31 protein-coding genes and 1 tRNA gene are annotated in these 24,029 nt (G+C 63.8%); 13 read left to right on the top strand and 19 right to left on the bottom strand.

Translation table 11 applies throughout. The annotated features are described in order from the left end of the window. The first annotated feature begins 205 nt into the window (after positions 1-205). Genes dctP through Q0743_RS21065 form a run of 4 tightly spaced genes read left to right on the top strand, consistent with a single transcriptional unit; the run spans position 206 to position 3,596 of the window. On the top strand, positions 206-1,228 hold the full coding sequence (gene dctP / locus Q0743_RS21050) for a TRAP transporter substrate-binding protein DctP (RefSeq protein ID WP_298243406.1): 1,023 nt from the start codon (positions 206-208) through the stop codon (positions 1,226-1,228). After that, a complete protein-coding gene (locus tag Q0743_RS21055; protein ID WP_298243407.1) occupies positions 1,225-1,779 on the top strand; it encodes a TRAP transporter small permease in 555 nt (184 codons plus the stop codon). Before dctP ends, Q0743_RS21055 begins: the two co-directional genes overlap by 4 nt. Then, complete coding sequence (locus Q0743_RS21060) at positions 1,776-3,134, top strand: TRAP transporter large permease (protein WP_298243408.1); 1,359 nt, start codon at positions 1,776-1,778, stop codon at positions 3,132-3,134. Before Q0743_RS21055 ends, Q0743_RS21060 begins: the two co-directional genes overlap by 4 nt. 12 nt (positions 3,135-3,146) lie before the next feature. Continuing rightward, the gene (locus Q0743_RS21065; RefSeq protein WP_298243409.1) at positions 3,147-3,596 is read left to right on the top strand and encodes a hypothetical protein; all 450 of its coding nucleotides are present in this window, start codon (positions 3,147-3,149) and stop codon (positions 3,594-3,596) included. Positions 3,597-3,716: 120 nt separating this feature from the next. Here the strand turns inward: Q0743_RS21065 and Q0743_RS21070 are convergent, their stop codons facing one another. Genes Q0743_RS21070 through Q0743_RS21085 form a run of 4 tightly spaced genes read right to left on the bottom strand, consistent with a single transcriptional unit; the run spans position 3,717 to position 9,429 of the window. Beyond that, on the bottom strand, positions 3,717-4,628 hold the full coding sequence (locus Q0743_RS21070; RefSeq protein WP_298243410.1) for a hydroxymethylglutaryl-CoA lyase: 912 nt from the start codon (positions 4,626-4,628) through the stop codon (positions 3,717-3,719). A 1-nt stretch (position 4,629) separates the two neighbouring features. Further along, positions 4,630-6,624: an acetyl/propionyl/methylcrotonyl-CoA carboxylase subunit alpha gene (locus tag Q0743_RS21075; protein ID WP_298243411.1), complete on the bottom strand. Its 1,995-nt coding sequence runs from the start codon at positions 6,622-6,624 to the stop codon at positions 4,630-4,632. A gap of 4 nt (positions 6,625-6,628) precedes the next feature. Next, entirely contained in the window at positions 6,629-8,233 is a 1,605-nt protein-coding gene (locus Q0743_RS21080) for a carboxyl transferase domain-containing protein (protein ID WP_298243412.1), read from the bottom strand. A gap of 23 nt (positions 8,234-8,256) precedes the next feature. Beyond that, on the bottom strand, positions 8,257-9,429 hold the full coding sequence (locus Q0743_RS21085) for an isovaleryl-CoA dehydrogenase (protein ID WP_367184928.1): 1,173 nt from the start codon (positions 9,427-9,429) through the stop codon (positions 8,257-8,259). Between the two features lie 123 nt (positions 9,430-9,552). Between Q0743_RS21085 and Q0743_RS21090 the strand changes: the two genes are divergently transcribed. Then, complete coding sequence (locus tag Q0743_RS21090) at positions 9,553-10,581, top strand: AraC family transcriptional regulator (protein ID WP_298243413.1); 1,029 nt, start codon at positions 9,553-9,555, stop codon at positions 10,579-10,581. A gap of 109 nt (positions 10,582-10,690) precedes the next feature. On the opposite strand, the gene Q0743_RS21095 is transcribed toward Q0743_RS21090, so the two are convergent. From Q0743_RS21095 to Q0743_RS21110, 4 genes are all read right to left on the bottom strand, one after another. Beyond that, positions 10,691-10,987: a DUF3551 domain-containing protein gene (locus Q0743_RS21095; protein WP_298243414.1), complete on the bottom strand. Its 297-nt coding sequence runs from the start codon at positions 10,985-10,987 to the stop codon at positions 10,691-10,693. Positions 10,988-11,260: 273 nt separating this feature from the next. Further along, on the bottom strand, positions 11,261-11,752 hold the full coding sequence (locus Q0743_RS21100) for an Lrp/AsnC family transcriptional regulator (protein ID WP_298243519.1): 492 nt from the start codon (positions 11,750-11,752) through the stop codon (positions 11,261-11,263). 110 nt (positions 11,753-11,862) lie between these two features. Then, entirely contained in the window at positions 11,863-12,549 is a 687-nt protein-coding gene (locus Q0743_RS21105; RefSeq protein WP_298243415.1) for a hypothetical protein, read from the bottom strand. Positions 12,550-12,810: 261 nt separating this feature from the next. After that, positions 12,811-13,116, bottom strand: coding sequence for an ETC complex I subunit (locus Q0743_RS21110; RefSeq protein ID WP_014495449.1), 306 nt, complete (start codon positions 13,114-13,116; stop codon positions 12,811-12,813). Positions 13,117-13,372: 256 nt separating this feature from the next. Here Q0743_RS21110 and Q0743_RS21115 point away from each other — a divergent pair, with 256 nt between their 5' ends. Next, a complete protein-coding gene (locus Q0743_RS21115) occupies positions 13,373-14,548 on the top strand; it encodes an OpgC domain-containing protein (RefSeq protein ID WP_298243416.1) in 1,176 nt (391 codons plus the stop codon). A gap of 188 nt (positions 14,549-14,736) precedes the next feature. After that, positions 14,737-15,114, top strand: a complete 378-nt coding sequence (locus tag Q0743_RS21120) for a translational machinery protein (protein ID WP_298243417.1) — start codon at positions 14,737-14,739, stop codon at positions 15,112-15,114. 59 nt (positions 15,115-15,173) lie between these two features. Here the strand turns inward: Q0743_RS21120 and Q0743_RS21125 are convergent, their stop codons facing one another. The 6 genes from Q0743_RS21125 to Q0743_RS21150 form a co-directional block, all read right to left on the bottom strand. After that, positions 15,174-15,368, bottom strand: coding sequence for a hypothetical protein (locus Q0743_RS21125; RefSeq protein ID WP_298243418.1), 195 nt, complete (start codon positions 15,366-15,368; stop codon positions 15,174-15,176). A 670-nt stretch (positions 15,369-16,038) separates the two neighbouring features. Beyond that, a complete protein-coding gene (locus Q0743_RS21130; protein ID WP_298243419.1) occupies positions 16,039-16,413 on the bottom strand; it encodes a hypothetical protein in 375 nt (124 codons plus the stop codon). Between the two features lie 159 nt (positions 16,414-16,572). Then, positions 16,573-16,649 (bottom strand) — tRNA-Pro (locus Q0743_RS21135). Between the two features lie 74 nt (positions 16,650-16,723). Then, positions 16,724-17,209, bottom strand: coding sequence for a DUF192 domain-containing protein (locus Q0743_RS21140; RefSeq protein WP_298243420.1), 486 nt, complete (start codon positions 17,207-17,209; stop codon positions 16,724-16,726). Between the two features lie 149 nt (positions 17,210-17,358). Next, positions 17,359-18,021: a cold-shock protein gene (locus Q0743_RS21145; RefSeq protein WP_298243421.1), complete on the bottom strand. Its 663-nt coding sequence runs from the start codon at positions 18,019-18,021 to the stop codon at positions 17,359-17,361. Between the two features lie 197 nt (positions 18,022-18,218). After that, positions 18,219-18,980, bottom strand: coding sequence for an NAD-dependent protein deacetylase (locus Q0743_RS21150; protein WP_298243422.1), 762 nt, complete (start codon positions 18,978-18,980; stop codon positions 18,219-18,221). A gap of 243 nt (positions 18,981-19,223) precedes the next feature. On the opposite strand from Q0743_RS21150, the gene Q0743_RS21155 reads away from it, so the two are divergent. Continuing rightward, positions 19,224-19,388, top strand: coding sequence for a hypothetical protein (locus Q0743_RS21155; RefSeq protein ID WP_162832225.1), 165 nt, complete (start codon positions 19,224-19,226; stop codon positions 19,386-19,388). A 67-nt stretch (positions 19,389-19,455) separates the two neighbouring features. Here Q0743_RS21155 and Q0743_RS21160 read toward each other — a convergent pair whose 3' ends face one another. Then, on the bottom strand, positions 19,456-19,749 hold the full coding sequence (locus Q0743_RS21160; RefSeq protein WP_298243423.1) for a hypothetical protein: 294 nt from the start codon (positions 19,747-19,749) through the stop codon (positions 19,456-19,458). Positions 19,750-20,070: 321 nt separating this feature from the next. Between Q0743_RS21160 and Q0743_RS21165 the strand changes: the two genes are divergently transcribed. Continuing rightward, on the top strand, positions 20,071-20,265 hold the full coding sequence (locus tag Q0743_RS21165) for a hypothetical protein (protein WP_298243424.1): 195 nt from the start codon (positions 20,071-20,073) through the stop codon (positions 20,263-20,265). Between the two features lie 77 nt (positions 20,266-20,342). Next, on the top strand, positions 20,343-20,465 hold the full coding sequence (locus Q0743_RS21170; protein ID WP_298243425.1) for a hypothetical protein: 123 nt from the start codon (positions 20,343-20,345) through the stop codon (positions 20,463-20,465). A 15-nt stretch (positions 20,466-20,480) separates the two neighbouring features. On the opposite strand, the gene Q0743_RS21175 is transcribed toward Q0743_RS21170, so the two are convergent. Both Q0743_RS21175 and Q0743_RS21180 read right to left on the bottom strand, forming a co-directional pair. Next, positions 20,481-20,678, bottom strand: a complete 198-nt coding sequence (locus tag Q0743_RS21175) for a hypothetical protein (RefSeq protein WP_298243426.1) — start codon at positions 20,676-20,678, stop codon at positions 20,481-20,483. Positions 20,679-21,009: 331 nt separating this feature from the next. Next, positions 21,010-21,186 (bottom strand): hypothetical protein, encoded by a 177-nt coding sequence (locus tag Q0743_RS21180; RefSeq protein WP_298243427.1) that lies wholly within the window; start codon positions 21,184-21,186, stop codon positions 21,010-21,012. Between the two features lie 191 nt (positions 21,187-21,377). On the opposite strand from Q0743_RS21180, the gene Q0743_RS21185 reads away from it, so the two are divergent. After that, positions 21,378-21,557: a hypothetical protein gene (locus tag Q0743_RS21185; protein WP_298243428.1), complete on the top strand. Its 180-nt coding sequence runs from the start codon at positions 21,378-21,380 to the stop codon at positions 21,555-21,557. A gap of 182 nt (positions 21,558-21,739) precedes the next feature. Here Q0743_RS21185 and Q0743_RS21190 read toward each other — a convergent pair whose 3' ends face one another. Together Q0743_RS21190 and Q0743_RS21195 are read right to left on the bottom strand one after the other, a co-directional pair. Beyond that, positions 21,740-21,877: a hypothetical protein gene (locus Q0743_RS21190; RefSeq protein WP_298243429.1), complete on the bottom strand. Its 138-nt coding sequence runs from the start codon at positions 21,875-21,877 to the stop codon at positions 21,740-21,742. 488 nt (positions 21,878-22,365) lie between these two features. After that, complete coding sequence (locus Q0743_RS21195; protein ID WP_018323108.1) at positions 22,366-22,662, bottom strand: HU family DNA-binding protein; 297 nt, start codon at positions 22,660-22,662, stop codon at positions 22,366-22,368. 353 nt (positions 22,663-23,015) lie between these two features. Between Q0743_RS21195 and Q0743_RS21200 the strand changes: the two genes are divergently transcribed. Both Q0743_RS21200 and Q0743_RS21205 read left to right on the top strand, forming a co-directional pair. Continuing rightward, positions 23,016-23,507, top strand: coding sequence for a hypothetical protein (locus Q0743_RS21200; RefSeq protein ID WP_298243430.1), 492 nt, complete (start codon positions 23,016-23,018; stop codon positions 23,505-23,507). 112 nt (positions 23,508-23,619) lie between these two features. After that, positions 23,620-23,922 carry a hypothetical protein gene (locus tag Q0743_RS21205; protein WP_298243431.1) on the top strand — a complete coding sequence of 101 codons (303 nt, stop codon included), beginning with the start codon at positions 23,620-23,622 and terminating at the stop codon, positions 23,920-23,922. Positions 23,923-24,029 lie beyond the last annotated feature (107 nt).

Here is a 24,029-nt window from a genome sequence, read left to right on the forward strand (position 1 = left end):
CGAAGGAGCCCCGGGGCCCGCAGTGGCCATCGGACGTGTGTGCAGCGCAGCACGTCCGGCACTTGCCGCGGCAATCGATCTCGAACTATCAGATGAGAGAATATCGGGTGAAAGACGGGCTAGGATGGGCCTACGCACCGGTCACACGACCCGCCAATCACGCCAAACAAGAACCGTTCGAAGAACCGTCCAAGGGGATCACATCATGCTCACGCGCCGCCATCTGATTGCGACCGCCGTCGCCGCACCCGCCATCCTCCGCTTCGGCACCGGCACCGCACAGGCCGCCACCACACTGAAGATCTCGCATCAATTCCCGGGCGGCACCATCGACAAGGGCGATTTCCGCGACCGGCTCTGCCGCATGTTCGCCGCCGAGGTCGCCAAGCGCAGCAACGGCGACATTGCGGCCGAGATCTATCCGAACTCCTCGCTGATCAAGACCAACGCGCAGTTCTCCGCGATGCGCAAGGGCGCGCTCGACATCTCGCTCTATCCGATGCCCTATGCCGGCGGCGAATTGCCGGAGACCAATATCGGCCTGATGCCCGGCCTCGTGACCACCTACGACCAGGGCCTGCGCTGGAAGAAGGAGCCGGTCGGCAAGGCGCTGACCGACTTCCTCGCCGACAAGGGCATCATCCTGCTCACCTGGGTCTGGCAGGCCGGCGGCGTCGCCAGCCGCTCCAAGGCGATCGTGGCGCCTGAGGACGCCAAGGGCCTCAAGGTGCGCGGCGGCTCGCGCGAGATGGACATGGTGCTGCAGACCGCCGGCGCCTCGGTGCTGTCGGTGCCGTCGAACGAAATCTACGCGGCGATGCAGACCGGTGCCTGCGATGCCGGCATCACCTCCTCGACCAGCCTGATCTCGTTCCGCCTCGAGGAGGTCGCGAAGTCGCTGACGTCAGGGGCCGGCGCTTCCTACTGGTTCATGCTCGAGCCGCTGATGATGTCGAAGGCGATTTTCGACAAGCTGCCGAAGAACCACCAGGACATCCTGCTCGCAGTCGGCACCGAGCTCGAGGCCTTCGGCCGCAAGGGCGCGCAGGACGACGACGTCGAGGTCGCCAAGGTCTACGAGAAGGCCGGCGCCAAGGTCTCGGCGCTTGATGCCGCCACCGTCGGCAAGTGGCGCGACATCGCGCGCGACACCGCGTGGAAGGATTACGGCGCCAAGACCGCGACCTCCGCGAACCTGCTCAAGCTTGCGACCGACGTCGCTGCATGAGCCACGGTCCGCTTCCGGATCGTGACGACCACGCTACCGCTGCCGCGGGCACTGGCCCTGCGGCGGCGATCGATCGCGGTCTTGCCGTCCTCAACAGCATCATTGTCGTGTTCGCCGCAATCGCGCTGGTCGCGGCCTGCGCCATCCTGAGCTACAGCGTGCTCAGCCGCGCCCTGTTCAAGGCCGCCAATTACTGGCAGGACGAGGCCGCCGTGTTCCTTCTCGTCGGCGCCACCTTCATGACCGCGGCCTATGTGCAGCAGAACCGCGGCCATATCGGCATCGAGGCCTTTGTCGGCCTGCTCTCGCCGCTCGCCAACAAGATCCGGCTCTGGCTGGTCGATGCCGCGACGTTCCTGTTCTGCGCTTTCTTCACCTGGAAGTCCTGGACGCTGGCCCATGAGGCCTATGTCGACGGCCAGGTCTCGAACTCGATGTGGTCGCCACCGCTCGCCATCCCCTATTCGCTGATGGCACTCGGCATGAGCCTGCTCTGCGTCCAGATCCTCGTGCAGCTCGCGCTGCCCCTCACCGGAGCCAGGCGTTCATGAGCGTGTTCGGTATCGGCGTTGCCTACGGCGTTGCGACGCTGCTCGTGATGTTTTCGGGCATGCCGATCGCGTTCGCGCTGGGCGCGGTCGCGGTCGTGTTCATGGCCATCTACATGCCCGCGGCGTCCCTCGATACGGTGACGCAGAACGTCTACGAGGAAATGGCCTCGATCACACTGCTGTCGATCCCGCTCTTCATCCTGAAGGGCGCGGCGATCGGCAAGTCGCGCGCCGGCCAGGATCTCTATTCGGCACTCCATGCCTGGCTGCACCGCGTGCCCGGCGGCCTCGGCGTTGCCAACGTGTTCGCCTGCGCACTGTTCGCGGCCATGGCGGGCTCCTCGCCCGCCACCTGCTCGGCGATCGGCTCGGCCGGCATTCCCGAGATGCGCAAGCGCGGTTATTCCGGCGGCTTCGCGGCCGGCATCATCGCCGCCGGCGGCACGCTCGGCATCCTGTTGCCGCCGTCGATCACCATGATCCTGTTCGCGGTCGCCGCCGAAAAGTCGCTCGGCCGGCTGTTCCTCGCCGGCATCGGGCCGGGTCTCCTGCTCGTCTCGTTGTTCGGCTTCTACGCCGTCTTCCGCTTCCGCCGCGAATATGCAGCAGCTGAAGCGATCTACAAGAAAGGCGGCCCCGAGGCCGCGATCCTCGCCCGCGACGAGTACACGCTGGCCGAACGCTTCAGCGTGCTGCCCCGCGTGATCCCCTTCGTGCTGCTGCTGACCGGCGTCATGATCGCGCTCTATGGCGGCTATGCCACGCCGTCTGAGACCGCCGGTCTCGGCGGCCTCCTCGCGCTGGCGCTGATCGCGGCGATCTACAGCGTGTGGCGGCCGAGCGACCTCGCGCCGATCATGAAGTCGACGATCCGGGAATCGACCATGCTGATGATGATCATCGGCATGTCGCTGCTCTATTCCTACGTGATGAGCTATCTGCACATCTCGCAGTCGGTCGCCGAATCCATCGTCGCGATGCACCTGCCGCGCTGGGAGCTGCTGTTCGCGATCCTGGTCATGGTCGTCGTGCTCGGCTTCTTCCTGCCGCCGGTCTCGATCATCCTGATGACGGCGCCGATCATCCTGCCGCCGCTCCGCGCTGCGAATTTCGACATCATCTGGTTCGGCGTGGTCATGACCATCGTGATGGAGATGGGGCTGATCCACCCACCGGTCGGCCTCAACATCTTCGTCATTCGCAACGTCGCGCCCGATATTCCCTTGCGCGAGGTGATCTGGGGCACGCTTCCGTTCGTGCTGCTGATGATGCTCGCGGTGCTGCTGCTGTGCCTCGTGCCGGGGATCTCGACCGGACTGCCTGATCTCGTGATGGGACCGGACGGGAGCAGGTAGCGGGGGGAACTGGTGGCGCAGATCGGTCAGGTCATCGGCTTCTGCCTCATTCTCGCGCTCGCCTTGTTCGGGCCGTTCGTCCTCGGCTCACTGGTGGGCGTGGCGTTTGCAGGTCACGTCAAACGCCGCGGCTGGCGGCCCCAGGTGATTACGGTCTGGCCGATATCCGTGATGTTCGGGACACTGGGCTATGTCGTGGTCACGGCACTGCTGTTCGCCGCCCTCATCGCGAGCGTGGATTTCCGGCTGTCCGCGATTTTCGCAGGCTTGGCGCTGGGCCTCTTTTACACTTGGCCGATCTGGTTGCTCATGGGCCCGGTCTTGTTTGTCTACGTCAGCTATCTCAGGAACCGCAGGAAGTGGCTGAGAGACTCGACTGTGGTCTACCTCTCGGCCTTGACCCTGACGTCCGAGTGCGCGTTTCTGCTCTGGTTCTGGCAGAGTACGCCTCTCCCATATTGAGCCTTGTGCACGGCGCTATGCATCACCCCCACCGCACGATTATTGCTTCCGCCGCCCCTTCGGTTTCCGAGGGGATCGACAGTGGTCAGTTACGGCTTTGGCCGATCCACCCTGCGGAGCTTACGCAGCCGCCCGCTTCCTCTTCGCGTTCAGCGCGGAGGCCACGCGACTGACCGGCGGCTTGCTCAGCACGCCGCTGATCGCGTTGGTCGCTGCCAGCAGCTTTTCCATGTCGACGCCCGTCTTCTCACCCATGCCTTCGAGCATGTAGACGACGTCCTCGGTCGCGACGTTGCCGGTCGCGCCCGGGGCATAGGGGCAGCCGCCGAGGCCGCCCGCGGCGGCATCGATGACGCGCACGCCCTCCTCCATCCCGGCATAGAGATTGGCGAGCGCCTGGCCGTAAGTGTCGTGGAAGTGCATCGCGAGCTTTGCCGGCGGGATGTTGGCGGCAACCGCGCGCAGCATCTCCTTGGCCTTGGTTGGCGTGCCGACGCCGATGGTGTCGCCGAGCGAGATCTCGTAGCATCCGAGCTCGAACAGCGTGCCCGCGAGATCGGCGACCGCCTTCGGCTTGATCTCGCCGTCGAACGGGCAGCCCAGCACGCAGGAGATATAGCCGCGCACCGGAATGCCGTCGTCCCTGGCGCGCGCCAAGACCGGCTTGAACCGCTCGATGGACTCCGCGACCGTGCAATTGATGTTGGCGCGCGAGAAGCCCTCGGAAGCCGCCGCGAACACGGAGACGACCTTGGCGCCAGCGGCGCGAGCCGCGTCGTACCCCTTCTCGTTCGGCACCAGCACGTGGAATTCGGCGTTCTTCACGTGAGCGACGCCGCGCAGCACGGCATCGGAGCTTGCCATCTGCGGGATCGCCTTGGGCGAGACGAAGGCGCCGACCTCGACCGTGTCGAGTCCGGCCGCGACCAGCGCCTCGATGAAGGCGATGCGAGCCTCGACGCTGACGGGCGTCTTCTCGTTCTGGAGGCCGTCGCGCGGCCCCATTTCGATGATGCGGACGGGCTCGCTCATGTCACTCCCCTGAAGGCTCGACCACGGCGAGCTCGACGCCTTCCTGCACGATGTCGCCGACCTTGCACTTGACGGACTTCAGAACGCCGGCATAGGGCGCCCGCAGCGTCTGCTCCATCTTCATGACTTCGAGCGTGAGGATCGGTGCGCCCTTCTCCAGCCTGGCGCCCTCCTCGGCCAGCACGGCGACGACCGTGCCCGGCAAGGGTGCCGCGATCTTGTCGGCGCCGGTCTGCTCCTCGGTCTCGCCGCCGAACGGATCGACCCAATGCAGGTCGAACCGGCCGTTGCGCGTGCGCAAGTACAGCTCATGGCCGTCGATCACGGCCGCCACGGACGATTTGACGCCGTCCAGCGTCAGGTCGAAGCCCCCGGGCTTCGCCGCGATCGTGAACGCCAGCTCGCGCTCGCCGATCACCAGCGTGGACGGCCCGCTGCCGTAGTTCAGCGTGACTTTCTGCTCCGGCCCATGGCCGACGCGGAAAGCAAAGCTGCGCTGGCGGCGGCCGACCGGCTGCCAGCCGAAGGTCTGCCAGGGCGAGCTCGCTTCACCTTGCCGTTCCTCGTTGACGATGGCAGCAACCGCGGCGCAAAGCTCCAGCTCGCCCGGCGCCGCCCCTGCCTGTGTCAGCACCGCCAGCTCGCGCTCGATGAAGCCGGTGTCGATCGCGTTGGTCCGCACCTTCGGATGCGTCATCAGCGCCGACAGGAACGGAATATTGGTGACGATGCCGCGGACGTCGGACTCCTCCAGCCCCCGGTTCAGCCGCTCGATCGCGACGTCCCGCGTCGGCGCCCACGCAATCATCTTGGCGAGCATGGCGTCGTAATACGGCGAGACGCTATCGCCTTCGCGATAGCCGGCGTCGATGCGCAAGCCTCCGGTCTCCGCCGGCAGGCGCCAGGTCGAGATCCTGCCGACCGACGGCATGAAGTTCTTGGTCGGGTTCTCCGCGTAGACGCGCGCCTCGACGGCGTGGCCGTTGAGCTTGATCTCGTCCTGCTTCATCGGCAACGCCTCGCCGAAGGCGACGCGCAGCTGCCATTCGACGAGGTCGATCCCGGTGATCAGCTCAGTCACGGGGTGCTCGACCTGCAGGCGTGTGTTCATCTCGATGAAGAACACGTCCTTGCCGTCGGAGACGAACTCGATGGTGCCCGCGCCGACATAGTTGACCGCACCGGCCGCCTTGCGCGCGGCGGCGCAGACGGTCTCGCGCTGGGCGGCGTTCAGCGTCGGCGACGGCGCCTCCTCGATGACCTTCTGGTGCCGGCGCTGCAGCGTGCATTCGCGCTCGAACAGCGAGAGCAGATTGCCGTGGCTGTCGCCGATGATCTGCACCTCGATATGCCGGGGATTGTCGACATATTTCTCGATCAGCATGCGGTCGTCGCCGAACGCGGCCTTGGCCTCGCGCTTGGCGCTGACGATCGCGGGCGCAAGCTCGTCGGACGATCGCACGATGCGCATGCCGCGGCCGCCGCCGCCGGCGGAGGCCTTCACCAGGATCGGGAAGCCGACTTTCTCGGCCGCCTTGGCCAGCGTTGCGTCGTCCTGGGCCTCGCCGTGATAGCCGGGCACCAGCGGCACCCCTGCCTTTTCCATCAGCGCCTTCGAGCCCGATTTCGAGCCCATTGCATTCATCATGTCGGCGGTCGGGCCGACGAAGACGAGGCCCGCATCGTAACAGGCCTGCGCGAACTCGGCATTCTCCGACAGGAAGCCGTAGCCGGGATGGACGGCTTCGGCGCCGGTCTTCTTCGCGGCTTCGATCAGCCGCTCGACATTGAGATAGCTGTCGCGGGCGCGAGCCGGCCCGAGCAGCACGGCTTCGTCCGCGAGCGCGACATGCATCGCATCGCGGTCGGCCTCGGAATAGACCGCGACGGTGCGCAGCCCCATGGCGCGCGCGGTGCGGATGACGCGGCAGGCGATCTCGCCGCGGTTGGCGATCAGGAGCGTGCGAAAACGGTGGTAGAGCTTTGAGCGGTCCATCGCATCACATCCTGAACAGGCCGAATTTCGTCGGTTCGATCGGCGCATTCGATGCCGCCGAGAGGCCAAGGCCGAGCACGAGGCGCGTGTCGGCGGGGTCGATCACGCCGTCGTCCCAGAGGCGCGCGGTCGCATAATAAGGATGCCCCTGGCTCTCATATTGAGCGCGGATGGGCTCGCGGAACTTGTCTTCCTCGTCCTTGGACCAGCTGTCGCCCTTGGCTTCGATATTGTCGCGCCGGACCTGGCTCAGCACCATCGAGGCCTGCTCGCCGCCCATGACGGAGATGCGCGCGTTCGGCCACATCCAGAGGAAGCGCGGCGAGTAGGCGCGGCCGCACATGCCGTAATTGCCGGCGCCGTAGGAGCCGCCGATCACGACGGTGAACTTCGGCACCGACGCGGTCGCGACCGCCGTCACCAGCTTGGCGCCGTCGCGCGCGATGCCGCCGGCCTCGTATTTCTTGCCGACCATGAAGCCGGTGATGTTCTGCAGGAACACCAGCGGAATGCCGCGCTGGCAGCATAGCTCGATGAAATGCGCGCCCTTCAGCGAGCTTTCGCTGAACAGGATGCCGTTGTTGGCGATGATGCCGACCGGATAGCCCCAGATATGGGCGAAGCCGCAAACAAGGGTCGTGCCGTAGAGCTTCTTGAACTCGTCGAACTCGGAGCCGTCGACCACGCGGGCGATGATGTCGCGCACGTCGAACGGCTTGCGGCCATCGACCGGCACCACGCCGTAGATCTCCTCCGCCGCGAACAGCGGATCGCGGGGCGTGTGCATGTTGAGGTTCGGCCGCGTGGACGGCTTCAACGTGCCGACGATGCGGCGGGCAATCCCGATCGCATGGGCATCGTTCTGGGCGTAATGATCGGTCACACCCGATTGCCGCGAATGCACGTCGGCGCCGCCGAGCTCTTCCGCACTCACGACCTCGCCGGTCGCGGCCTTCACCAGCGGCGGGCCGCCGAGGAAGATCGTGCCCTGGTTGCGCACGATGATGCTCTCGTCCGACATCGCCGGGACATAGGCGCCGCCGGCGGTGCAGGAGCCCATCACGATCGCGATCTGCGGAATGCCCTGCGACGACATCTGCGCCTGGTTGAAGAAGATGCGGCCGAAGTGGCGCTCGTCCGGGAAGATCTCGTCCTGCAGCGGCAGGAACGCGCCGCCGGAATCCACCATGTAGACGCAGGGCAGATTGTTCTGCCGCGCGATGTCTTGCGCCCGCAGATGCTTCTTCACGGTCATCGGGTAATAGGTGCCGCCCTTGATGGTGGCATCGTTGGCGACGATCACGCACTCCCGCCCCGAGATGCGTCCCACGCCCGTGACGACGCTCGCCGAATGCACGTCGCCGCCATAGAGGCCGTAGGCCGCGAGCGGCGACAGCTCCAGGAACGAGGTGCCGGGATCGACCAGGAGGTCGACGCGTTCTCGCGCCAGCATCTTGCCGCGCGAGGTATGGCGGTTGCGCGAGGCCTCGCCGCCGCCGCCGGCGACCTGGCTGAGTTTTTCACGCAAGTCGGCCACGAGACTGCGCATGGCCTCGGAATTGCGCGCGAAATCTGATGACGACGGATCGATGCTGGAATGAAGCGGCATGATGTTTCCAATGAGATGAACGTTTAAGCCGTCTCGGCCATCAGCTCGCGGCCGATCAGCATGCGGCGGACTTCGGACGTCCCCGCGCCGATCTCGTACAGCTTGGCGTCGCGCCAGAGCCGCCCGACCGGGAATTCGCTGGTGTAGCCGACGCCGCCGAGCGCCTGGATCGCCTCGCCGGCCATCCACGTCGCTTTCTCCGCGGAATAGAGGATCGCGGCCGCGGCATCCTTGCGAAGGGTCCGCGCGTGGTCGGCGCGGTCGCAGGCCTTGCCCACGGCATAGACATAAGCGCGCGTGGCCTGCCAGGTTGCATACATGTCGGCGAGCTTGCCCTGCATCAGCTGGAAGTCGCCGATCGGCTGGCCGAACTGCTTGCGCTCGTGCATGTAGGGCACGACCGCGTCCATGCAGGCCGCCATGATCCCGAGAGGGCCTCCCGAGAGCACCGCGCGCTCATAGTCGAGGCCGGACATCAGCACCTTGACGCCCTCGCCCACCTTGCCCATCACGTTCTCCTCGGGCACCTCGCACTCGTCGAAGAACAAGGGATAGGTGTTGGAGCCGCGCATGCCGAGCTTGTCGAGATGCTGGCCATGGGTGAAGCCCTTGAACCCCTTCTCGACCAGGAAGGCGGTCATGCCGCGCGGGCCGGCCTCGGGATCGGTCTTGGCGTAGACCACCAGCACGTCGGCATCGCCGCCATTGGTGATCCACATCTTCGAGCCGTTGAGCACGTAGCGGTCGCCGCGCTTGTCGGCGCGCAGCTTCATCGAGACCACGTCGGAGCCGGCGCCCGGCTCGGACATCGCGAGGGCACCGACATATTCGCCGGAGATCAGTTTGGGCAGATAGCGCTGGCGCTGCGCGTCGTTGCCGTTGCGGCGGATCTGGTTGACGCAGAGATTGGAATGGGCGCCGTAGGACAGGCCGACCGCGGCCGAGCCGCGCGAAATTTCTTCCATCGCGACGATATGGGCGAGATAGCCCATGCTGGAGCCGCCATATTGCTCCGGCGCGGTCATGCCGAGCAGGCCGAGATCGCCAAAGCGCTTCCAGAGGTCGGTCGGGAACAGATTGGCCTTCTCGATCTCGGCGGCGCGCGGCGTGATTTCCGCCTCTACGAAGGCGCGGAGCGTGTCGCGCAGCATGCCGATGTCTTCGCCCAGATCGAAGTCGATGCTCGGGATGTTCAAGGCGATTCCTCCCTATTTTGGGGTCCGAACCTAGCGGGCCCGGAGCCCTCTTGCGGTCGAAAAGGTTGCATTTTCCGCCAAACTTGGCGAGGATTTTCCGGAAGGAATTCCCTGGGGTTCGCAATGCCTTTTCAAGTCGCAACCGCGATCCCGCGCCGCGCCGTCACCCCTGCCGCGTTCGTCCGCGGTGTGGTCGCCGCCTATGCGCGATACGGACTGGACCCGGCTGAAGCCTTGCAGCGGGGCCAGATAGCGCCAGACCTTGTCAATTCTCCGGACGGACGGGTCACGGCCGCCCAGTTCGAGGCGCTGGCGGGCCACGCCATGCGCGAGCTCGACGACGAGGCGCTCGGCTGGTTCTCGCGGCGCCTGCCCTTCGGCACCTACGGCATGCTGTGCCGCGCCTCGATCACCGCGCCGACGCTGGAGGTCGCGCTCAAGCGCTGGTGCCGGCACCACCGCCTGCTCACCGAGGACGTGCGGCTCGATCTCGAGGTCGGCGAGGAGACCGCGACGGTGACCATTCGCGAGCTGCGCGACCTCGGCGCGTTCCGCGAATTCTGCCTGGTCACCCTGCTCCGCTACGTGCTCGGCTTCTCCTGCTGGGCGGTGGATTCCAGGATCGCGCTCCGCGCCGCCGAATTTCCGTTTTCCGAGCCCGGCCACGTCTCGGTCTATCCGACCATCTTCTCACGCACCATCCGCTTCGATGCGGCTCACGCGGCCATCGTCTTCGACAAGCACTATCTCTCGCTGCCGCTCACGCGCAGTCCCGTCGATCTCGACAACATGCTCAAGGGCGCGCTCAGGCTGACGGTGCTTCCCTATCGGCGCGACCGGTTGCTGGTCGAGCGGGTCCGCCGCGTGCTGCGCAATGCGCGCGGGCGAAGTCTCGGCGCCGAAGATGTCGCAAGCGAGCTCGCGCTTTCAACGCGCACCATGCATCGGCGCCTGCGCGAGGAATCGACCTCGTTGCGCGACCTCAAGGAAGAGGCAAAATTCGAATTGGCCAAGCAGGAGCTGATGCGCGGCCGCACGCCGATCAAGCGGATCGCCGAGATCGCCGGCTTCCGCAACGAGAAGAGTTTTTCCCGCGCCTTCCGCACCTGGACCGGCGCAAGCCCGCGCGAGTTTCGCGGGCGGTACCGTTAGGACGGCATGGAAGCGAGCGCCGTGAAGCGTCGTGCCCCCCAGAACGTTTACGGCCTCCGGGATCACTCCCGAAGGCCGTAAAGGTCGAAACCACCAGACTTAACCCTGATCAATTCGAGTTGGTCTGGCCGCCCGAGCGGAGCTTGCCGCGCGACTGCGAATGCTTCGGCTGATAGGCGAGAGAATCGCTCGCGCTCTTCCCACCACTCTGCGCGCACGTGCCGCCGATACCGCCGGCAGCGGCGCGGCAGGCGTCCATCGTCGGATAGCCGCAGCCGTGAGCGGCCTGCGCGCCGTTGGTGATGCAAAAATCTTCCGCTTTCGCAGTCGGTGCCGTCAGCACCAGAAACGCAGACGCAAACAGCGTTGCGGCGGAAACTGCGAACGTCTTCGAAACCGAGGTCATGTTGTCTTATCCTAGTTAAGGAGTCCCACATTGAGCTCCCGACGCGCGATGCGCGTTGCGCGTTGAGGCTCATAACCCCGCATGTAAGCCAACCACTGGAACCATCAATCACGGTTCAGCGCATTGCAGGGATGTGATAATCACATTTCTCAGTTAGGTGATTTAATCAGCATTATAATGCCGACAAGACATGCTTCCGCGGCGTGCAGGTCGAGGATCGCCTCCAACTCGGTCGCAATTGATTCAAATGCAGGCCGCGGGCGGCGTGACCTGCTAACCGACAGACGCTGTCGCGGCGTCCTGCAACGGCAGCGGCACATCCTTGGCAACTCCGAGCACCGGGAAGCTTCGCACGTTCTTCACGTCGGGCATTGCCGCGAAGTGCAGAAGCTGCTGGCGCATGCTCTCCACGCTCGGCGCCACGCATTTCAGGAGATAGTCGGTGTCGCCGGAAATCCGCCAGCATTGCTGGATGCGCGGGATCGCTGATATCGAGCTCTCGAACGCCTCCAGCACCGGTTGGGCCTGGCTGCCGAGCTGGATCGAGACGAACGAGACGACTTCATAGCCCAGCCACCGCTCGTCGATGACGGCGCGCACCGCCCGGATCACGCCGCGGCTGAACAGCGATTTCAGCCGCCGCAGGCAGTTCGGCGCGGACACGCCGACGCGCAGCGCCAGCTCGTTGTTGCGAACCCGTCCGTCCTGCTGCAGTTCGGAGAGAATCTTCAGATCGACGCTGTCGAGCTGGTCACGCCCGGCCATCCCCCACCTCGCCATGGTCCTGTCCTGCGCGGCAGCGAAGCATGGAGCGGAATGGCTGCCAAGGGCTGTTAAGGGCTGTCAGCAACCGCTCGACCGATTGGGGGGCGAGTTCACCGAGGGCTAGGCCTCCGAACGCGCGCAGGCTTGGGAGTTATCGCATCCTTGTCGCCCTCCACGCTCTCGAAGCGACGCAAGATCATTCGCCAATTGTTGTGCTCGTCGCCTCGCAGGTTGAGCGGCGGACATTTGAGCACCGCTTCCATGACTTCGGCAGCCGATCGGAGATACTCCACCGTGTCCCTCCTGTCCTCGAGCATCGGCGGACGTGCGTATGAACCACTGATGCTGAATTCGAACCGCACGGTGATGTCGGGGCCCTTTTCGCGAGCAGGCACGCAATCGTCAAAGTGCTTGTCGATGGCAGCCTTCATCTCTTCATTCAGTTTCGGCACGGGGTGAAAGATGAAGGGCTGTATCTTGTTCCCGTAGGCAAACTTCTCCGCCGGATAATATTGATAGGGCTCGCACGCCCGAATCCGGTTCATCGCCCCGCGCACGTCTTCTCGAAACTCGTCGTTGTCGACCGGGGCGACCACTTCCGGCTCGCCGACGATCATGCCTTTGTCGTCGGTGACCACCTTGATGGTGACGGTATAGGTCTTCGTCGCGTACCTCAGGCACCGATTGAAGCGCGCGGTGTTCGCAGCGATCTCTCCAGGAGTGGGCGGATTGGGCTGAGATACGCCGGCGAGCGCGGGAGACGATGCCAAAAGCAAAATCAGAAAAAGAGGTCTCATATAGCCGTCCGAGATTTCAATATCCCGGCGAGAATAACTTCCGGTTGTCCGAGGGTCTAGCAAAGCGTCGGGCCGCTTGGGCGACCTGGGCTAGCCTGGCGGCAGGGATGCCACTTGGATCGCACACGTACCTGGCGACACCAGCAGCCGCGCCTTATCCGCCTGGAAAAGGGGAAGATTGGCTTCGGGCTGCCTTCCAGTCCACGACGGATACGTGTCTTCGCCCGGCAGCGCGATCGGCCAGGGACGTTCGGTTCGGCCTCAATGCGTCCAGGGTTCGCCGCGGCGGAACGAGAAATTGTCGGCATAGGCCACCGGGCGGCGGATCGAATCCTGGGGCTCGATGACCTGGTAGGCGATGCCCTTGCGCTCGCAATAGGCGACCGCCTCTTCCTTGCTGTGGAAGCGCAGCGTGATCTGCTGCTTCATGTCCCCCGACGAGGTCCAGCCCATCAGCGGCTCGACCGAGCGCGGCTGCTCCGGCTCGTAGTCCAGCTGCCATTCCTTCGTCTTGGACCGGCCGGATTGCATCGCGTTCTTGGCGGGCTTGAAAATGCGTGCGGTCATGGGATGGTCCGGGCCTCGTTTTTCGACTTTTCGTTCGATTTCGATGCGTCAGGGTGGCAGTTGGTGCAAACCTCGGGGATAGTATAGAGACACCGGTTGGGACTGATTGGTGATTCCGGACCCGTAGCCTCTGCGACGGTATAGTCATTATGCTGCACCGTGACAATTGCGTACCCGCCTTCCGCGCCGGGATCCCGCCCGGCGGCACTGCATCCCCGACTTCAGCCTGCCCGCCCCTTTCGAGAGCTCTCCTCGCATGGCCTTCCTGAACATCAACGCCACGCTCCCCGAAAAGGGCCGTGACCTCCGGCTCGACCTGTTTCGCGGCGTCGCGAACTGGGCGATCTTCCTCGACCACATCCCCGACAACGTCGTGAACTGGATCACGACGCGCAACTACGGCTTTTCCGACGCCGCCGATTTGTTCGTCTTCATCTCCGGCTACACTGCCTCGTTCGTCTATGCGCGCATGATGCTGGACCGCGGCTTCATCGTCGGCGCCACCCGGCTGACCAAGCGGGTCTGGCAGCTCTACGTCGCCCACATCATCCTGTTCGTGATCTACATCGCCTCGATCAGCTATCTGGCGCTGCGCTTCGGCGACAGCGAGATGATCAACGAGTTCAACGTCGCCGGCCTCGTCGACAACGCCACCGAGACGCTGCGCCAGGGCCTGTTCCTGCGCTTCAAGCCGCTCAATCTCGACGTGCTGCCGCTCTACATCGTGTTGATGGGCCTGTTTCCGCCGGTGCTGTGGTTCATGCTGCGCAAGCCCGACGTCACGATGGTGCTGTCGATCGTGCTGTGGCTGGTCGCGCGCCACTTCGGCTGGAATTTGAACGCCTATCCGGCCGGCCAGTGGTACTTCAACCCGTATTGCTGGCAGGTGCTGTTCGTGTTCGGCGCCTGGTGCGCGATGGGCGGCGCGCGCCGCTCGATGACGCTGATCAACGCGCCGATCACGCTCTATCTCTGCCTCGGCTACCTCCTGTTCGCGCTGGTCATGACCATGGCCGGCCGCTTCCCCACCTTCGGCGGCATGTTCCCGGAGTGGCTGTTCGCGGCCTTCAACCCGAACGACAAGACCAACCTCGCGCCCTACCGCTTCATCCACTTCGTCGTGATCGTGATCCTGGTGATCCGCTTCGTGCCGAAGGAGTGGCCGGGGCTCGAATGGAAGGTGTTCGATCCCCTGATCGTCTGCGGCCAGCAGTCGCTTGCCGTGTTCTGCGTCGGCGTGTTCCTGTCCTTTGTCGGCCATTTCGAGCTGTCGATGAGCTCGGGGTCGCTGTTCGCGCAGATCTTCGTCAGCATCGCCGGCATCGCGATCATGACGACGGTGGCCTATTACATCTCGTGGTCGAAGAAGCAGGACAAGCCGCTGAAGCCCCCGCCGCCCAAGCCTGCGGCAAGCGCGGCGAAGGCAGCCTGAGCCGAAAAAGACCGGCGATCCGAGCGCGCCCGGCGATTGCCTCGGGGCCTGGGCGATGATCGATTGACTTGAGTCAACCAGGCGTGGCGCCGGCCGGCCTAATGTCGTCGCGACACGCGCCGCCTCACAGATGCCGGCGGCCTCCCCTCGGACAAGGCTAGAAGCACATGCCCTCTCATTTTCACGCCGTGGTATGGATCGACCATTCCCAGGCCAGGATCTTCCATCTGGGCCTGAGCGGCTCCGACGAAGTCACGTTGCATCCGCAACTGGCAACGCGTCACCTTCATCACAAGGCCAACGCGATCGGCAGCGGCCATGCCGCCCCCGACAAGGCATTCTACACTGAGGTGAGTAAAGCCCTTGCCGATGCCGGTGAGATCCTCATCATCGGTCCGGCAAGCGCGAAGACGGAGCTGGCGAGCCACCTTCGTGCGCACGCCCCCGACGTCGCCAAGCGGATTGCCGCGGTGGAGGCGGCCGATCATCCTTCCGACGCCGAAATCATCGCCTATGCAAAGCGTCACTTCAGGCTGCCGCTGCCGCGCGTGCAGGCACCGGGATAGGCCGCGGCGTCCGCAAATGCCCCCAGGCGCGATGATGGGCGTTCCCGGCTCGTCGCGCGTCAGGCCGCTTCCTCGCCGTCGAACTCGGTGAACTTCTTGTAGATCCAGTCGCGGCCGTCGTGGCGGCGCCAGACCTTGCCGTACACGAGCTGACCGTTGATCGAGCGGCGCGGCACGATCACGGTCCAGAGGTGCCAGACCTCGCTCCAGGTCGATTGCGGACCGGCGGTTCGGAGATTGCGATCGAAGGACATGGCGTAGAACTCACTGACGCAGAACTCACTTGCGCAGAACCCAACCAGTGCGAATGCCGCGATGAATTGTGTTCCAGTGTGAGCACAGATAGCTGGCCCCGTCGGGAGCCGGGATCAATCTGATACCGATCGCCAGAGCCGCCGCAACGACCGCTCGTCCTTAACCTAACCGGTCAACCTTACTTCCCGTGGCTAACGTCCGCGGAGCGGTTGAAAGCCGGCGCCGATCAATCTAGAGTGCACACATGATTTGAGAGTGCCCGCGCCGGCTTGGGTGCGGGATTATTGATTAGCTGACGTCCAATTTTGCGATTGAATTTTCGAGAAGACTCGTCAGGGCGACCACAATGAATTTGGAATGTGCACGTCTGCGCCTGGCGCTGCGATCGACGCCGCCTGCGCCGGTCAAAAGAACGCCGGCGCAAGAGCTGCCGAACGCCGCGAACGACAACCATTTGGTCTGGCCGTTCGTCCCGTTTCCGCCGGGCTGGCACGCATCGGGCTGATCGGCCGGATCTTTCGACACCGGAAAAGCGCAACGCCGCGCAAGCGGAATATCATCGCTTGGCGGCGTCCGTTTAGATATTGGGCGCTGAAATCCCCAACACACATATGTCTATGGCGACAGCCAAAGGTTCGATGACGCCCAGGTCATTCGGACCAGATTCGCTCAGACTCCGGCGCTGGACGCTGCCTGTCCATTGGCTTGAAGCGCGCCTTGCGCGTTGTAGGTCTGTCCCGCCTGACCGCCCTGACTGCCTTGCGCACTCGCCGAGGTCTGCACCTCCGTGGTGCCATCCGAATAGGTAATCGTCGTGGTGGTGACGCCGCCGACGGTAATGGAGACCTCGCTGACGATGGTCTTGGCCGAACTGCCGCCGCCCGATCCCGCGCTGCCGCCCGCCGATTGCGAGGACGACGTCTCCGATGTCGCCGACGCTGCCGACGTCGACGAAGCGGCCGACGTCGAGGATGTCGACGTCGTGGCGGCCGACGGGGACGCCGTCACGGTCGCGCTGGCTGAAGCAATCGCACTGATCGACATGAAGACCTCGCCTGAAGGAAATACCGGGCGCAGCGCCGGTTGTGCGCCCTCTCCTTCAACGCGCCGGGCGTGCCAAGCAGGCGCAGGATCAGCGCCCTCGCCCGGAATGCCGGGCGGGTCGAAATCAGGAGGAAAATGAAAGGGATTCAATGCCGGGACTGGTCGGGGCAGCTGGATTCGAACCAACGACCTGCAGTACCCAAAACTGCCGCGCTACCAGGCTGCGCTATACCCCGAATGTCCGGCGAGCCCCGTCGATACACGCTTCCAAAGGCGCCAGCAAGGCTGGCAAAGCAACCCTCGGGCGCCCCTATTTGCCGCCGAACAGCGGGTGGCCGACGCGGTCGCCGGCGCGGATGCCGTATTTCTGCGCCGTTCCGGCCACCACCTCCAGCACGGCCCGGGCGGGCCCCCGGGACGAGATGATCTTGGTCGACATCGGCTCGGTGTTCTCGGCGATGCGCAGGATGCGACCGTCGGCGCGGATGAAGATCATGTCGAGCGAGACATAGGTGTTCTTCATCCACATCGACACCTCCTGCTCGGGATTGAAATCGAACAGCATGCCTTTGCCGTCCGCGAGCTCCTTGCGGTACATCAGGCCCGTCTGCTTCTCCTCCTCGGTCGTCGCCATCTCCACCGAGAACACCTGCACGCCGTTCCTGGTGACGATCTCCAGCGGCTGGAAGCTGGCGGCGCGGGCCGGCGTGCCGGCGACGGCACAACCTGCGATGACGAGGACGGCGGCAAGCCAGCCCTTCAGAGCGGACCAGACGGCCTTTCGATCAGGATTCATGGGGGAACACTCGAGGCGTGGGACGGGAACCAGTCCTTACGCGGCGATTGCCGGAAAAGCCAGAGGCGCGCCGGCCTGCGGGCGCGCCTCTGCTCACGATTGCGGGATTTTGAAGTTCGAGCTTGGTCGGGACGCGCGTCTCATCGCACCTAGTGCGACTGCAATCCCGGCGATCCGGTCTCGGGATGGATCTCGGCCGCCATCATGCCCTTGGACCCGGGCCCGAAGCGGACCAGGACATACTGGCCGGGCCTGAGCTCGGTCATGCCGAAGCGGCGCAGCGTCTCCATATGCACGAAGATGTCTGGCGTCCCCTCGCCACAGGTCAGGAAGCCGAAGCCACGCAGCCGGTTGAACCATTTGACCTGGGCGCGTTCCAGCCCGCTGGTCGGGGTGACCGTGACATGGGTGCGCGGCGGCAGCATCTGTGCCGGATGGATCGCGGTCGACTCGTCCATCGAGACCACGCGGAACGCCTGGTATCCCTTGGCGCGCTGGATGCACTCCACGACGATGCGGGCACCTTCGTACGCGGTCTGGAAGCCGTCGCGCCTAAGCACGGTAACGTGCAGGAGCACGTCCGGCCAGCCGTTGTCGGGCACGATGAAGCCGTAGCCTTTGGAGGCGTCGAACCATTTGATGACGCCGTGGACTTCGACGAGATTGGCGCTGGCCTCACCGAGCCCGCTGAAGGGACTGAGGCCGCTGTCGCGACCGGCACCGCCGTGTTCGCCCGGCGTGATCCGCCCGGACGGTACTCCCTGCCCGGGAACCCCGAGCTTTTTGGACTCAAATCCGTCCGACGACCCCATAACCCCGGACCCCACACTGTCATGCGACCCGCCTCAGCAGCGGCCTCGAATCACGCGTCTTTCGAGAACCTTCTCAACTGGACGCGACGCGAATCTTTCGACTCAAAAGATAACACTCCCGGTTGCGAGGCATAGACAAAAAAGAGATTCGCCGGAACCTATGAACAGCTTGCACAGCCGCGAATCAAATTGATGCCTCAATTGCCGACAAAGGGGCCGAGCGTTTCGCCGATGTCGTGATGGATGACGAGATCGGCGATGTCGTCCTGTTCGGTCGGCTCGCGATTGATGATCACCAGACGTGCGCCCGCGTCCTTCGCCATCATCGGAAAGCCCGCCGCCGGCCAGACCACGAGCGAGGAACCGATCGCAATGAAGAGGTCACAGGCCCGCGACAGCGCGGTCGCACGCTGCATTTCGTCGTCGGGCATCATTTGTCCAAAGGAGATCGTGGCGGTCTTCACCGGCTCGTCGCAGGCCGTGCAGTTGGGCGCGGCGCCCTCTTCGTCGAAGCGACGCTTCACCCAATCGAGTGGATAGGCCTGCCCACAGCCGATGCAGCGCGCATAAGTGGTGTTGCCGTGAAGTTCAATCACGTGCTCGCCGGCGAAGCCGGAGGCCTGGTGCAGATTGTCGATGTTCTGGGTGATGACGGCGGGAACCTTGCCGGCGCGATAGAGGGAGGCCAGCGCGCGATGGCCGCGACCGGGCTTTGCCGCGGCAAACACCTCCTCCATCGCAAAGCGGCGGCGCCAGGATTCATCCCGCGCCTCCTGGTGCGCGACGAACTCGCCGAACTCGATCGGACGGTAGCGCGTCCAAATTCCGCCCGGCGAGCGGAAGTCGGGAATACCGCATTCGGTCGAGATGCCGGCGCCGGTGAACGGCACGATGACCTTGGCCTCGGCGATCATCTCACCGAGCCGTTCGACGCCGCTCTGCAGATCCGATGCAATCAATTTGCGATCTCCCGACTCGTCTTGCCTGACAGCAACATACGCAAGCGGCAAGATTGTTGACGCTGTTATCAAGCGCTAACGCTTTGCGCTCGGCAATTTTTTCCGACCTTCGCATATCACAATCCTGCAATGCCTCCTCCCCATTGACGCCCCATTCAGGAGCCCCAATGGATGTGTGAATGCGACTCAAGATGATGCGGCGGCAGGACTTGAGGGCAGTTAAGTAAACCCGAGGGGATGGCTATGACAGAAGACGAAGAACGCAAAGCCCGTGAGCGCGACGAGATCGCCGCCCGTGTCGCCGCCTTCCGTGCCACGCAGGAAAAATTCAAGCGCGAGCGCGAAGAGTATTTCGTCTCGACGCTCGAGAACGCCCGCAAGGTCGAACGGCCCTCGCTTTGGCCGTAAGACATCTCTGATCAACGTGCATGAAAAAAGCCCGGAGCATCGCTCCGGGCTTTTCGCTTGCTGGCCGTTACCAATGACGCCAGTGGTGGTGGTGCCGGTAGTACGGCCCGCCGCCGTAATAGGCGTAGGGGCCAGGCCCGTAGTAATAGCCGGGGCCGCCATAATAGCCGTAGCCGGGGCCATAGCCGTAGCCGTAAGGGTGCGATGCTGCGACCGCGCCGGCGGTGATTGCGCCGGCGGCAAGGCCGAATGCGAGTCCCGGGCCGATGCCGCGTCCGCGCGCCTCGGCAGGCGCAGGGGCCGCAACCGCGGTCACGCCGACGGCTGCGACGGTGGCCAGAACTGCCAGTGTCTTCTTCATGCTCTCCTCCTTCGCGTCTCACTGAGACAACGGCGAGCGGCTGCGATAGTTGCGCGCCTGATGCGGAACCGGCCCCTAGAAAAAAATTCGCTGCCGGCGGAACGAAATCGTCGGACGCAGATTGACCTTCCAAGTGCGGGAGCCTCCGCCATCCGGGTTGAGGCAACAGCATGAAGACCCCGTCAGCATCTCCGCGATGCTGGCGGGGTTTTCAATTCAGCGGGAACGCCTGGCAGCAGAAACCGACGGCTGCCAGCGGGGCGGGAGATCGAGGAGGACGAAGACTTGCCCTTATCCGCTTTGCTGACCCGTATCCGCAGGATGGTTCCCAGATCCGACGATCAGCATTACGACGAGATCGTCCGCAGTTTCGGGGTCGGCACCCTGCACCCGCCGCCGACGCCGATGAGCGACCGCGAGCTGGCGCGGGCCATCGCCGAGTTCCTGAGAGAGCAGCCGTCGAGCGAATCCGTTGCGACCCTCGGGCGACGGCTCGACCCCTCCTCGCCGGTTTGAGTTTCCTTGCGGGAGCAAGGAACAAGGATTGCGCGCGGACATTGAAATCCTCTTCACGCAGATCGGAAGAGGCCGACATGCCCGTGTGGCTCGAAGTCTTGCTGAACCTGTCCGGCTATGCCGGTTTCGTGGCACTCGCCTCGCGCGGAACTGCGAGCCCGCAGACGCCGGCTGACGATCAGATCTGCGGCGAGCGCTAAGCGGCGAGCAGCGCGCTAATTGGCGTGCGGCGCCTGGCCTGCCGTCCTCACCAGCCGATCGGCCTTGACCGCAATGCGTGTGTCTTCGAGCTGCGGTCGCAGCGAAAAGCTGATCACCACGAAAGCGAGACAGAACAGCGTGCCGACGATGGCCACGCGGCGATAAGTGTGCCTGTCGCCTTGGTAAAAGGACGGCTCTGAAAAAGGTGTCATGACAAAATGGCTTCTTGGCAAAGTCGTTTCTTGCTTGTCTTTGCCAGACACCTACCGCAAGCCGTGCCAAGTGCAACGCGATTGGACTTTTAACCTAACCGAATAGGGTTATCGGCTTCCGCGCAAACAATCGTTAGGCGTCTTGCGGCGCCTCCGATCGCGGCGATCCGCCTTCATATCGCGCGCCGTCGAGGGCTACGGCGACCCGCGGCTCCGCCAACCGGCTTTGTTCCAGCTTCGACACCATTTCGTTCTCGAAGAACGAATCGGACGTCAGAAAATCGGTGCGGAGCAGTTCTTAACAAAACATGCCGAGCGCGCAGCGATCCGATCACGTTGCATCAGAAGACCCTGCATCAGAAGACCCGGCATCAGAAGATTTGGCATCCGGAGATGTCGACGCGGGTGCCGGCACTTGCGGCACCGACGGCTTGCCTTTGCGCAAGCGCGGATGCCGATCGTACCAGAACACTTTCGCGATCTCGGCGAGAAACCAGCACGCATCCATGTCGCTCTCCTCGCCTCCTCCTTAACGAGGAGGCGTGGACGAGACTGTGCGAAGCCTCACGCTGGCTCGTTCCGATACACGGCGCGACTTCATCGGCGACAGGCGCGACTTGTTCTGCATCCGACTCCATTTCGTTCTCGAAGAACGAATCGGAGTCGAAAAGATCGGCGCCGGGCGATTGCTAACGATCCATGAAGACGCGCGACGCAACGTCTTCAGCGGTCGTCGGCACGATCTTCGGCGACAGGAATTTCGACACGACCGCAAACACGATGACGATCTCGCGGCAGGGTTCGCATCGAAAGCTGTTGGCGGAGGTCGCCGTCATCGGCTGGGCGCAGCGCGGGCATGTCATGCAGGCCGAACGCTGACGACACGTGTTCGTTCCTGCACGTTCGTACTTCAGCGATCGCTCGCAAATGGCCACGGCGGACCAGCGACACTCGGCTGAGTGGGCCTCGGATGGATCATGTTGTGCCCCGCGCTCGCCGCTCAGGCGGCGCCAGAAGGTGACCGCGCTTGCCGGGGATGTCGTCGGCATTCGCGGCGCAGATCAGACCGCCCGCCTCGCTTTGTCCTCCTTCGAGAAGCACTCCAAGATCTGAATCCGAAGCTCTTCTGCAGCCGGGCCCTGGAGCTTCCTGAGCTCGTTCCAGAGCCTGATCACTTCGCGCTGTTTCTCGACGGTCATGAGTAGCCTCCAAGGGGATCATCAGAAAAGGATCACCAGAGCAACTCATTAGAACAAAATAAGAACAGAAAGTCCAGCCCCGTGCGCGATGTCCTCCGAATATGTCGCGATGAACCTTTTTGGCGCGGCGCGGACCCATGCAAGCTGGGGATTTCAGCGCCCAGTCACATGGCAGCGCCGCGGTGAGCGAACATATTCCGTCATCGCGGCGCTGTTGCCTTTTGGATTTTCAACTTTAAGTTAGAGCCAGATGTCTTGTTTGAGATGGCTGACGGCCAGGCGCTGAAATCCCAACGCCGTCAGCCAGAAGAGCCCCGTGCGAGAGCGCGGGGTTTTTCTTTTGGAGACGGGTCTGGCTGAATGGCGCGCAGCGGGCTCTGTTGTTCGTCCCGATCGTCATGGTGATATCAGGCATCGCAATCGCCGAGCACGCCTCGTCTTCAGTCCTCCGTTGCGGCATCGACCCGCCGCAACGGTATCGCCAACGCTCAAACGGCGTCCTTGGCAACCTTCAGCGGCGAGGCCTTCACCGACTTGCTCGCGGGCTTGGCCGCAAACTGCATCGGCTCCTTGGTGAAGGGATTGACGCCCATGCGGGCCTCGGTCGCCGGCTTGTTGACGACCGACATCTTCACGAAGCCGGGAATGACGAACTCACCGGACTCGTTGAGCTCCTTGTAGCCGACGGTGGCCATGTATTCGATCACCGACTTCACGTCGTTCTTCGAAAGCTGCGTGCCCTCGGCAATTGCATCAATCAATTGGGTCTTCGTCATCTTCGCCATGTCTGAATTCCTTTGAAGGGGTGCGCGCGAACAACTCTGCCGTGACGCGGCCGGACCGCGGAGGCGCGCTTCTGATTCATGCCAGAGGTCATGAAGTGACCGGGCTTAGAGCCTATCGAGGCTCAAAACGCAAGCAGGGGTTCTCCCGGGGTTCCCGACTTCCTGTGCAAGATGCCGCAGGGACACGCAATTTTTGTTTGAACCATTTCGCCGCTGACGCGTCTTACTCATGAAGTCCCTAAGCTTCACCCCACCAGAGAGCCCCGCTTCCCCCAGGCGGGGTTTTCGCTTTTGGGCCATGGCAGAACGCCCCGGCGGCCTGTAATGCTCTCGAGGTTTCGCGCGGGGGGCTCATGAAGGTCGCTATCGTCATTGCAGGCTTGATCGTCGTTGCTGTCGCGGCCCTCGTCGCGATCCAGCCGAGCTTCCTGAAGCCTGCCTCCCTCGCCCTCGTGAAGAAGTCCGACATCTTCGGCTTTGCGCCGGGGATGACATTTGACGAGACCAGCAAGCTCATCAATCAACGCCATTATCTCTGCCGCCAGAGCCGCGACTCGGACACCCTCGAATGTGACATCAACGGCGCCAAGGTCACGGTTGACCGCGACGAGGCGGACGCCAAGCGCCCGATCTGGCGCGTCAATGCGACGGTGACCAATCCGGGGTCGCAAGAAAGTGCCGTGAAATCGATCTCCGACCAGTTCAACGCGCAAGCCATCCGGGAGCGCGAGGGATGGATGTGGATCGTCGGACGCGGGCTCAAGCTGAGCTATGACGGCCTCGCTTTGAACCTCGTGGACGAGGCCGCGGAGGCCCGGCTTCGCAAGGCGGACGCGAAACGCTAGAGCGTGAGGTCACCTCGTCGTGAAACTTGTGGCTCGGCAGGCCTTGTTGACACTTCAGTAACCCAACGCCGCCAAGCTCCAATCAGTCTCGTTGCGTTGGAGTACCCCCACAGTGCTGGATTTTGACGAGCTGCGTGAACTCGCAGCCGATGTTCGCGTTTTCGTCGAGCTCGCTGAAGACAAGGCCGAAGCGCTCAGAGCCGTGATCGCCGCCTATGATGTGGTGCTGGCGATCTTCCCCACCGACGAAGGCATGGGCCTCCATGTCATCAAGGGCGGCCAGATCCTCGACACGATTGCAAAGTCAAGGACGCACGCGATCTACAGCCATACGGCGGTCGCGGTCCCCGATCTGCAACATGCACAGGCGCTCAAGATCCTGACGGCTCCGGTCGAGCAACGGATTGCGGCATAGTCGCGGGCGGCAAGTTCCCGTCAACCGGATAAACCTTCGAAAAAGTTCGTCCTCCTGAACGCCCTCGTTTAGGAACATCATCTCCGCGCTCCTGTTGGCCCCTGCAA

The organism is uncultured Bradyrhizobium sp., assembly GCF_936943645.1.
Taxonomy (GTDB): Bacteria; Pseudomonadota; Alphaproteobacteria; order Rhizobiales; family Xanthobacteraceae; genus Bradyrhizobium.